6 protein-coding genes are annotated in these 6,000 nt (G+C 38.6%); 5 read left to right on the top strand and 1 reads right to left on the bottom strand.

Going from position 1 to position 6,000, the window contains the following annotated elements; genetic code table 11:
• Positions 1-146 precede the first annotated feature (146 nt).
• The 5 genes from RMY32_RS09595 to RMY32_RS09575 all read left to right on the top strand — a co-directional run bounded on the left by RMY32_RS09595 (position 147) and on the right by RMY32_RS09575 (position 4,567).
• Positions 147-707, top strand: coding sequence for a hypothetical protein (locus RMY32_RS09595; protein ID WP_322708755.1), 561 nt, complete (start codon positions 147-149; stop codon positions 705-707).
• 34 nt (positions 708-741) lie between these two features.
• On the top strand, positions 742-1,515 hold the full coding sequence (locus RMY32_RS09590) for a nucleoside phosphorylase (protein ID WP_322708754.1): 774 nt from the start codon (positions 742-744) through the stop codon (positions 1,513-1,515).
• Between the two features lie 323 nt (positions 1,516-1,838).
• Positions 1,839-2,402: a retropepsin-like aspartic protease gene (locus tag RMY32_RS09585; protein ID WP_322708753.1), complete on the top strand. Its 564-nt coding sequence runs from the start codon at positions 1,839-1,841 to the stop codon at positions 2,400-2,402.
• A gap of 150 nt (positions 2,403-2,552) precedes the next feature.
• A complete protein-coding gene (gene miaB, locus RMY32_RS09580; protein WP_322708752.1) occupies positions 2,553-3,917 on the top strand; it encodes a tRNA (N6-isopentenyl adenosine(37)-C2)-methylthiotransferase MiaB in 1,365 nt (454 codons plus the stop codon).
• Between the two features lie 29 nt (positions 3,918-3,946).
• The gene (locus RMY32_RS09575; RefSeq protein WP_322708751.1) at positions 3,947-4,567 is read left to right on the top strand and encodes a hypothetical protein; all 621 of its coding nucleotides are present in this window, start codon (positions 3,947-3,949) and stop codon (positions 4,565-4,567) included.
• 96 nt (positions 4,568-4,663) lie between these two features.
• On the opposite strand, the gene RMY32_RS09570 is transcribed toward RMY32_RS09575, so the two are convergent.
• Positions 4,664-5,641, bottom strand: a complete 978-nt coding sequence (locus RMY32_RS09570; RefSeq protein WP_322708750.1) for a bestrophin family protein — start codon at positions 5,639-5,641, stop codon at positions 4,664-4,666.
• Positions 5,642-6,000: the final 359 nt, after the last annotated feature.

Below are 6,000 nucleotides of genomic sequence, written 5' to 3'. Positions count from 1 at the left end.
TAAAGCTGCATAGAATTCGATCCCCCCTAACCCCCCTTAAAAAGGGGGGAACCGGAAAAACATCTATCAAAGTCCCCCTTTTCAAGGGGGATTTAGGGGGATCAAGATATGTGCAACTTCACATTAAATTGGTATAAGAACAAAAAATGACTGGTCAAGTTAGTGATGGATTAATCTATAAAAGTCAAATATTCTGCATTGCAGGTGTTGATGGCATGGGATTATTTGAGCCAACACAGCATGGTTTTTCTCCTCAATGGGGTACAACAGCTTGTTGGCGAGGCTATTGTTGCACTTATAAGGTAATAGAAGAGACGCTTTACTTAAAAGAATTAATTATCTCTCTCAGCCTAAAAGAAAAACTTGCAAAACAAGGTAAAGCAAAAGATTTTCTGGGTGTCTTACCTTCTCGTCGAAATACACCTGTGGGTCATCCTAGTGCTATTTATGATGAACTCAATCATCTTGTTGAATTTACAGGAAGCTTATTAGTAGCCAATAGTTTTATTAAGAATCTATATGTTCATCTTGGCTTTCAACCTGCTTATAAATATGAAGAAGTTCATGAACTGATCTTTGACAGTGGTTATCTGATACAAAGTATTAACCGCTCCGAAGAAATGGCAGAAATTCGCCAAAAAATTATTCCAAAGTCTAAGTTTTATGACCAATGGCATCTTACATGGAGAGGTAAAGACGGTTCGTAAGTAAAATAATCTAAAATTTAAAATCCAAAATTGAATGCCAAATAAACGTTTCTATCACATTGGCTTTGGGCAAGATGATTTAGGTTCATTACCTCCCAGCATTGCTCTATTATCTGGCGATCCAGAGCGATCGCATCTAATTGCCCAAACTTATTTCCAAGATGTCCGCCTATTGTCCGAAAATCGCGGACTTAATAGCTATGTAGGATACTTACCGAATGGTCGCACCATCTTATCAGCTACAAGTGGTATGGGTGCGCCTTCATTAAGTATTGTTGTCAACGAGTTGATACAAGTAGGAATCCGGCAAATTATTCGCATTGGAACTTGCGGATCGATTCAACCTTATATACCAGTAGGTAGCGTTGTTATTAGCAGTGCAGCATTATGTCGCCAAGGTGCAGCAAATGACATTGCGCCTGTGGAATATCCAGCCGCAGCCGATCCTTTTCTGACAGTTGCTTTAGTTAAAGCTGCACGAGAATTAAAGGTTGAACATTACATCGGAATTACGGCATCAGTTGATACTTTTTACGAGGGACAAGAACGCAGTGATTCAGCCAATCCAAATTTAATGCGATCGCTGCATGGCATTACAGAAGAATATCGGCGCTTAAATATCTTGAATTACGAGATGGAATGCGGCACACTATTCAAAATGGCAGGAGTGTATAATTTTGCTGCTGCTGCTATTTGCGGTGTAGTTGCTTCGCGTACTGATAGTGAAAATATCATTCTAGAACAAAAAGATATCGCTGTTAAAAATGCGATCGCAACTGCTGTAAATGCAGCAGCAAACTTTGAGTAAGCTAACAAATTTCTCCTAATCAACTTCTTAGGATGGCAGATTGAATCTGCTCTAAGTAGTTTCATCATGTCTTTACCTAATCTTTAATTTATCAATCAGTAATTCTATGTAAGATGTATTGAGTAAGATGCGATTTCATATTTTTGAGATACATATTATAAAAAAATTAGCTAATTTCAAATTAAAAAACTGTTGCAATACTTATTAAAAACATTTATTTAATTTTTTATATCAAAAAGCTGCGCTTTTATTACCATGTTTTACAGCCGCAATAATGAGTTTAGCTATTAATAACAATCAAAAAAATTGGAGAGCAGTATAACATGAAGAATGCTTGGAAGCGTTGGATTACCAGCGTTAATCTAGCTGCGCTCACACTAATGCCAACGCTGATATTTTTAGCATTCTCTCATCGGGCAACAGCAGACGATCCAGGAGCGTGTTACATGATAACTTCTTCTGGTAAAACCGTTGGATTAGAAAGGATTTGTGGCAATATCATCGCCGCACCTTCAGATGACAAAGTTTTTCGAGTCTCAATCAAACGCCGTTTTGGTGGAACTCCTGTAATTGATGTCACCTTCAACGACAAAAAAACCTTTGAAATGATTGTAGATACAGGTGCTAGTGGAACCATTATCACTCAAGATATGGCGAATACACTTAACCTCCAGGCTACAGGTACAATGCAAGCCCAAATTGCTGATGGTAGTGAAGTAAAATTCTCAACCAGTAAGGTAAAATCTATTGCAGTAGGTGGAGTTACAGCCAATAATCTTCAAGTAGCGATCGCACCAAAAGCCAGCATCGGGCTACTAGGTCACGATTTCTTTGGCAACTATGACATCAGAATTTTGGAGAAAGAGGTGGAATTTCATCACCGCTAATGCTTGCAGCTTGTAACTTATTGAGGTTTTTATATTGAAATATTAAAAGGAATCTGAGCCAAGGTACTCAGCACTCCTGAAGCAGCTTAAGAGCGTTATAGAATAGAAATAAACCTGACATAACATTACGCTGATTCAGCAGAATTGCCCATGACCACTTCTAAACGCCAATATCACATTACTACTTTCGGTTGTCAGATGAATAAAGCTGACTCAGAGCGCATGGCTGGCGTTTTGGAAGACATGGGCTTTGAGTGGTGTGAAGATCCGAATCATGCAGATGTAATTCTCTACAATACCTGTACAATTCGGGATAATGCTGAACAAAAGGTATATTCCTATCTTGGCAGACAAGCAAAGCGTAAACACGAGCAGCCTGATTTAACTCTTATCGTTGCTGGTTGTGTTGCCCAGCAAGAAGGAGAAGCACTGTTGCGGCGAGTGCCAGAATTAGACTTGGTAATGGGCCCACAACACGCCAACCGTCTGAAAGATTTGTTGGAGGCAGTATTTGAAGGCAACCAAGTTGTTGCAACCGAGGCAGTTCACATTATTGAAGATATCACCCAGCCGCGACGAGATAGTACAGTGACCGCTTGGGTAAATGTGATTTACGGCTGTAACGAACGCTGCACTTATTGCGTGGTTCCCAATGTGCGTGGTGTCGAACAATCTCGCACGCCGTCAGCTATCCGGGCTGAAATGGCAGAATTAGGACGGCAAGGTTACAAAGAAATTACCCTACTCGGTCAAAATATTGATGCTTACGGCAGAGATTTACCTGGAATCACACCAGAAGGTCGGCATCTGCACAACTTTACAGATTTGCTTTATTACGTCCATGATGTGCCGGGAATTGAAAGGTTAAGATTTGCTACTAGCCATCCCCGTTATTTTACTGAAAGATTAATTCAGGCTTGTGCTGAGTTACCCAAGGTGTGCGAACACTTCCACATTCCCTTTCAATCTGGGGATAACGAACTTTTAAAGGCGATGGCAAGGGGTTATACCCATGAGAAATATCGCCGGATTATCGATACCATTCGGCGGTATATGCCAGATGCCTCGATTAGTGCCGATGTAATTGTCGGTTTTCCTGGGGAAACAGAAGCACAGTTTGAAAATACCCTGAAACTGGTGGAAGATATTGGCTTTGATATGTTGAATACAGCAGCATATTCGCCGCGTCCGGGGACACCAGCCGCTTTGTGGGACAATCAACTGAGTGAAGAAATTAAAAGCGATCGCCTGCAACGGCTCAATCATCTGGGAAACTTAAAAGTAGCAGAGCGATCGCAACGTTACTTTGGACGCATTGAAGAAGTTTTAGTAGAAGACCAAAATCCTAAAGATTCAACCCAGGTGATGGGACGTACTGGCGGTAATCGTTTGACCTTTTTTAGCGGCAACATCAAAGAACTCAAAGGGCAGTTAGTAAAGGTAAAAATTACCGAAGTTCGACCTTTTAGCTTAACCGGCGAACCAGTTGAAGTGAGGCAAACTGTTTTGCACTAAGAAGCATTTGAAGATTATACCCCTGACTTATGATGAAGTTACCGCAAACGATTCCAGTTCTTCTTTTTGGGGCTAGCTTGGCTGTAATTTCCCCTCAACATTGTGCTGCTTTCACCGTTCAAAAAATAGCTATTCTTGCGCAAGCATCAAACGATTTGCCAATGGTCAAATCGGCTGGACTGTCCCCCGATATGGATGTGCCTTGGTCGAAAGCCGTAAGAATTGTTGACCCTTTTGAAGGGGAGTTGGTTGGAGTTTTCGACCGCAATTCTTTAGGTGGCTATTTGTACCGTGAGGGTTCAACGCAAGTTATTAGTTTGTGGACACCTTCCAGCATTCGAGTACTCGTAACAGTAAATTCGGGTCAAGCAATGTCTTCTTTCTACACCGCAGGTCGTGTGTATCCCAGACCTGACTATCTTAGATTTGTCACGACTAAAAAAGTCGATAAGCTTTTGCTTAAGGTCAGAGAAAAAGTTTTTCAATTAGACGGTTCAACCGGCACATTTGCTGTCAGTCAAGAATTAGCCGCTGCTTTGAAAAATGCTCCAGATGAGAATTTAGATATCAGACTAGTCTTGGAAGGAGGTCAAACTATTGATAGCGAAATTGGTAAAGGGACGGTAAAAGCTTGGCGAACTATTTATTAAGCGATCGCATTTTTCAGCCAAGTATTTTCTATGTTTAATAAAGGAAAAACCTCTCCATTATCATCAAAATTTGACTGATAAAACTTATTTACAGATTTAATAATAACGAACATTGTTAGAAGTAAGCTTGATCAATTCTTCAACATTGTTAGAGATTGTATTGCAAATAGTATTTAAAGGTAAATCATTAGGATCAAACCCAAAAGGTTCTTCGATTTCTGAGCCAATTTGTTCAATGCTTAATAATGTAAAACTTACAAAAGCCATGACTATACCAGTCCACCAATTTAAAAAGCTCACAATTTCCAAAGGTAATATAAGACAAAAAATTAATAACAGTTGTCTGAGTTTAATAGTATATATCAAAGGCAGCGGCGTTTTTAAAATGCGTTCGCAACCACCTAAAATATCGACTAAATCATCTACACAATTATGTAGAGTAGTTAATTGATAGACATTTAGACAATTTCGGTCATGCTGATATTGTAAGTAATCTCCTATCCAATAAGCAATTTGTAGTGGAGGATGATCGCTATCTTGGAGGTGTAAATATTGTTTTTCAGACATTAATGATGCCAACTGAGTGTCTAAAGGCACCGATCTTAGATGTAACTTCATTGCAACTGCAAAAGCAGTTACTAACCGAAGCATTGCTTCTTTTTCTAATTTATCTTGTGGTGTCTTCTCTTTAACTATTATCGCAATTCCCCGAGTTAAGTTACGTGATGTATTAACTAAAGCTCCCCAGAGTTGACGACCTTCCCAAAATCTATCATGGGCTGTATTCGTCCGAAAGACTAATAGTAATGTAAAGCCAATATTAAAGCTTAAAACAGCATTGGTAAGAATATTACTAGAATCTGAAAATGCTATTGGGAATCCTAAATGATCTAAAAATGATATAAAAGTACCATATATACTACAAAATATTACCCAAGGAAGAATGATAGAGATAATTGACCTTTCAAGCCGAAGAGCTACTTGAAGCCAGTTCAGCTTTTCGCCTTTGTAAAGATGATACTTTTCTTTTAAAGAGTTTTTAGAATTATTTTGAAAATAGTTAGGTTGTTTCATGTTGTTAAGGTTTCAGGATTACATCAATTAGCAAACTAACTTTTTTAGCTCAATATATCTTGTTTAAGCAAGATATATGCAAGATGTAGGTTTCCATATAGTCACCGTAGTGAAATTATAATAAACTTAAATTATAGTTTTAACATTGAAATTTATTTCTGTGAACCATCTTTAGATAGGGAAATTCAATATTGTCTTTTAATTCTTCACCACAAACCTGATTTTCTGCTTATATTGATTAAACGTTGTGGTATTTCACTGATTTATGAGATAATTAGACAAAATTTCCAGCTATTTACAGTAAATATTTGCTTTTTCTCATCAGCAAACCGATGCCTACGACAGACTACGCCTAAACA

The organism is Nostoc sp. ChiSLP03a (assembly GCF_034531215.2).
In the GTDB taxonomy this organism is placed as follows: Bacteria; Cyanobacteriota; Cyanobacteriia; order Cyanobacteriales; family Nostocaceae; genus Nostoc.
The sequence above is the reverse complement of the archived record's forward strand: the minus strand, read 5'-3'. Positions and strand labels throughout refer to the sequence as shown.